Below are 3,730 nucleotides of genomic sequence, written 5' to 3' on the forward strand. Positions count from 1 at the left end.
GGTCAAAAGAATTACCAGAAGAATGTAGGTTGATTCATAAGCATAAAAAATGCCTCAAGAAATGATAGGCTTAGTATAGCAGCATTGCGATAGAATTACACGACGCCATCTTTTGAAGCACTTACACTATTTTACTTTATATTATCACATCTATACCAACAACAATCCATCTAAATCCAAAATCTCAATCTTTCTACCTGATTTTTGTTTTATATATCCTTCATTTTCAAGGTCAGCTAACTTTCTACTAATAGTTTCTGGAGTAGTTCCTAGATAAGAGGCTAAATCCTTTTTACTCATTGGCAATTCAATTTCCATTGGACCATCTCCGCTTTCCATGCATTCTGCAAGAAACAGTGCTAATCTAGTATCTACCTTCTCTGTGGCAAATCTAGTTGTTTGTTTTTCTGATGTTTCTAATCGGTTAGAGAATTCCGATAAAATCTTCAAAGATATAGTAGGGTACTTTAATAAAAATTCTTGCAAATCATTTCTACTAATCATACATACATCGGTATCACTCATTGCTTCTGCATATGCTTCCTGAATTGATTCGCGAAACAAGGCAAGCTCTCCAGTGAAATCGCCTGGATTTAATATTCTCACTAATTGTTCTTTTCCTGATTCAGACAAACGGTAAATTCGAATTTTCCCTTTACTTACAATATATAACAAGTCGGATATATCTCCCTCTCGGTAAATTACTTCACCCTTTTTAAAAGAGGTCGATTTCGTTACTTTCATAATTTCCTCCATCTGTTCTCCTTCTAAATGATTAAAGATCGGAACTACAGTGATACATGAAGCGTGTGAAGCTGACTCATGTCCTTGATGATGAGTGTGAGTAACATCGTGATACCCTTGTTTTTCTATATATTGATTTTTAATTTCATGCATCAAATCCTTTTTTTTCATTTGAATGCCCCTTTCATATTCTCTCTTAAGGTCTCTTTAGCTTTTTCCAAGTACCCACGAGTCCAGTAAATGCAGGTAAACTTATCCGGATGAATAATTGCGTTATCATCATAGTCAGGATTTTCCAGTGTACTTTTTAGACGTCCTATTTCTTGCTTAAGTCCTCGGATGGCGGTCATTATTTCTTCCTTTGTCTTTCCTTTGAGATACTCTTCATAGTAACTTTCCGGACTAATCATTATATTAGACCGCCTCCTTTACTCGTTACCCGTCTTTATTTCATTGCCATCAGGCAATATAAAAGCCTGCTCAAACTTGACACCAAGAACATCAGCAATGGCTTTCAACTCATCCAAGGTTACCGTTTCCCGTTTTAATTTCTTATTGAAATTCTGTGGAGTCTGGCCAATACGTCTAGCAAGTTCAGAAACGCTTATATTCATTTGCTCACACAGTTCTTTAATCATTTCTGCCGTAGTCATACAGCACCTCCAAGTTTACGCTAAGAATATTATAAACCATTTGGTTGATAAATACAATAGTTATTAAAATATTATTATAATCAGCAAGCAAAAAAAACCCACAACTCTACTGTAGAGTCATGGGCTATTTACTTTGGGTTTTCATATTTCCATTTCGATTCCAGATTTGAATGCTATGACGAAGTGGTCTTCATACACAGTAACGTTCTGGATTATTTTCCTTACAAGTTTATCGTCATATTCTAAGGTGCGGAATTTGTTCTTGCGGATAAATTCAATCAGCTCATTGATTCGCTCGTTCTCGCTACTGAGGGAGGCATCTTCTACTAAAAGGAACTGTCGCTTGTCTCTCAGCTCATCAATCTCTTCTGCTATGCTTAATCATTAGACTCAGAGTATCTACAGTCTAGCTTGGAAGGGTTCTCTTCTATATAAAATGATAGCTCCTTGTATATTTCATTATAAAATAGAGCTTTTACGACATCCTTAAAAGAGTTTATTTCCCCATTCCTCCAACTCTAAAGTTCCATTTCATTAAGTAACTCCCTAAGCTTTTTAAGTTCTTCTACGCTTAAGGTTACACCTTTGCCCATCTTCTCATGTTCCGGCGACCAATCCCTGATGTCGTATTTAGGCTCCCTGTCATTCCAGCTGATTAAATTCAGTTCCTTTGACCAGCCTCTATTGTTTTCTGAAAGAATGCCCACGGTTTCTTTGATTTCATATTTAATATCTGCCTTGTCTTTCACCTCCTTTTTTACTAGTAACATATTCCCGTACAAACGGCTATTTATCAAATTTTATAGCATTATTTCGCCTTAAAAAGGTGTGAACTTTTCTATATTGTAACAAGTGATTTCTTCATATTCTTCAAGTGAAATTAGACCTAATAAATACATTTCTGCAAGTATTTCACTTGAAATATAATATGCTGATTCTTTTTCTACATTTTCATAAGTTATTTGACTATTCATTTTTCCCTCCATGTCCAATATTTATTCTTCACTATCCCTAGGACATCTGAGGTATTTTTGAGTAAAAAAAAAATAAGACCTACGAAAAAAACTCGTAAGTCATTATGTTAAAGAATTAATATTATTTTTTATTTCAACAAACTGAGATTTATCAGTCAATACAAATCCCTTTGAACGAAAGTTTTATTAAATTATTTTTTGTGGAGAGCATTTTTCCAAGTCTTTCCCTGGTTTAAAGATTCATAATTGGTTTGATTATTATTAATATCCGTAAATCTTAAATGTATTTTTCCTTCAGAATCAATTTCTCCCTCAACTTTAGGAGATGTATCTGGAGCATCAGAAATATAAATCATCCTATTTTCCTCAATTCTTACAAAATACCATAGACTTCTAGCCATAGCCCTATCAACCTCTATAAGTCCATAGTTAGAATTTGGTATTATGATAGCATTTTCAAGAGATAAACTATCTAATATTTCTTGTTTAGTTAGTGGTTTATGAATGGTATCTTTCGCAGGAAGCGTAGGAGAATAATTTTCCTCATAGACAATAGGCTTGCCCTCAGAGTCTAAATTATCATGTTGAACATCCCTATCACTATCTCCTAAGGAAACTTTTACTACATCCCATGTCCCAGTCCCAAGTTCATCCAACATCGCAAGGCTAACCCTATTTCCATCCCACTTTATCCAGTACTTACCTGCTGAAATTGGTGAAAATCCATCATCGAGGGAGGTTTCTGCGCCTAAATCTTCAATAAATAAAGGATTTATCCTTTCAAATAAACTTACATTTGACAAAAGCAAGAGCGAAGCCTCATCAACTACTAGCGTATGTTTTTTATCAGGGGAAATAAAAGTATAGTAGGTACTTACAAGATGACCACCTAAAAAAATTAAAGACCCAAATAAGAATCCTGCAATTAATAAAATCCAGCCTGTTACCAGAATAACTCTAGCAATGTTACTAGAATATTTCTTCCAAAATAGCTTTAGAAAAAAGATAAGCCAAGCTACAATCATCAGTAAAAGAATAAATAGGACATCTCCTTGCCTTAATTGTAACCCAAAGAAATCAATTAAAATTCTATAACCAGTCCTACTTTTTATATATAAAAGTATCATGGAAAATGCTAGCCATATTAATGTTATTGCTGATAGAATGTATGTTTTTATCTTGTTATTTTTTACTTTTACCATGTTTTTATCCTATAAATTCTAATTTGTATTTATTGAACCAAATCACGCATGCTGCGTGATAGCCCTTTCTTAACTTTTTGTCTGTCGGTGTTGTACTGGCAGACTTTTTATTTTACAATCATCTCATCTTAGATAAAGGAATAGCCCGATAGAGGAT

Annotated in this window: 6 protein-coding genes and 1 pseudogene; all 7 read right to left on the minus strand. The window is 34.0% G+C overall.

Features of this window, described 5'->3' with window-relative positions:
- Positions 1–150: 150 nt before the first annotated feature.
- A complete protein-coding gene (locus BN3456_RS00310; RefSeq protein WP_047001640.1) occupies positions 151–915 on the minus strand; it encodes a Crp/Fnr family transcriptional regulator in 765 nt (254 codons plus the stop codon).
- Positions 912–1,154: a hypothetical protein gene (locus BN3456_RS00315; RefSeq protein ID WP_242849830.1), complete on the minus strand. Its 243-nt coding sequence runs from the start codon at positions 1,152–1,154 to the stop codon at positions 912–914. The genes BN3456_RS00310 and BN3456_RS00315 overlap by 4 nt, the downstream gene beginning before the upstream one ends.
- 18 nt (positions 1,155–1,172) lie before the next feature.
- Positions 1,173–1,397 carry a helix-turn-helix domain-containing protein gene (locus BN3456_RS00320; protein ID WP_089981969.1) on the minus strand — a complete coding sequence of 75 codons (225 nt, stop codon included), beginning with the start codon at positions 1,395–1,397 and terminating at the stop codon, positions 1,173–1,175.
- A gap of 141 nt (positions 1,398–1,538) precedes the next feature.
- Positions 1,539–1,772 (minus strand): annotated as a pseudogene (locus BN3456_RS16500) (recombinase family protein); the annotation flags it as partial.
- Between the two features lie 143 nt (positions 1,773–1,915).
- Positions 1,916–2,167 (minus strand): YdbC family protein, encoded by a 252-nt coding sequence (locus BN3456_RS00330; RefSeq protein ID WP_089981971.1) that lies wholly within the window; start codon positions 2,165–2,167, stop codon positions 1,916–1,918.
- A 48-nt stretch (positions 2,168–2,215) separates the two neighbouring features.
- Positions 2,216–2,371, minus strand: coding sequence for an SHOCT domain-containing protein (locus tag BN3456_RS15745; protein WP_172036006.1), 156 nt, complete (start codon positions 2,369–2,371; stop codon positions 2,216–2,218).
- Between the two features lie 191 nt (positions 2,372–2,562).
- A complete protein-coding gene (locus tag BN3456_RS00335) occupies positions 2,563–3,573 on the minus strand; it encodes a hypothetical protein (RefSeq protein ID WP_089981974.1) in 1,011 nt (336 codons plus the stop codon).
- Positions 3,574–3,730 lie beyond the last annotated feature (157 nt).

The sequence above is a fragment of the Clostridium sp. C105KSO13 genome (assembly GCF_001517425.1).
In the GTDB taxonomy this organism is placed as follows: domain Bacteria; phylum Bacillota; class Clostridia; order Lachnospirales; family Lachnospiraceae; genus Muricomes.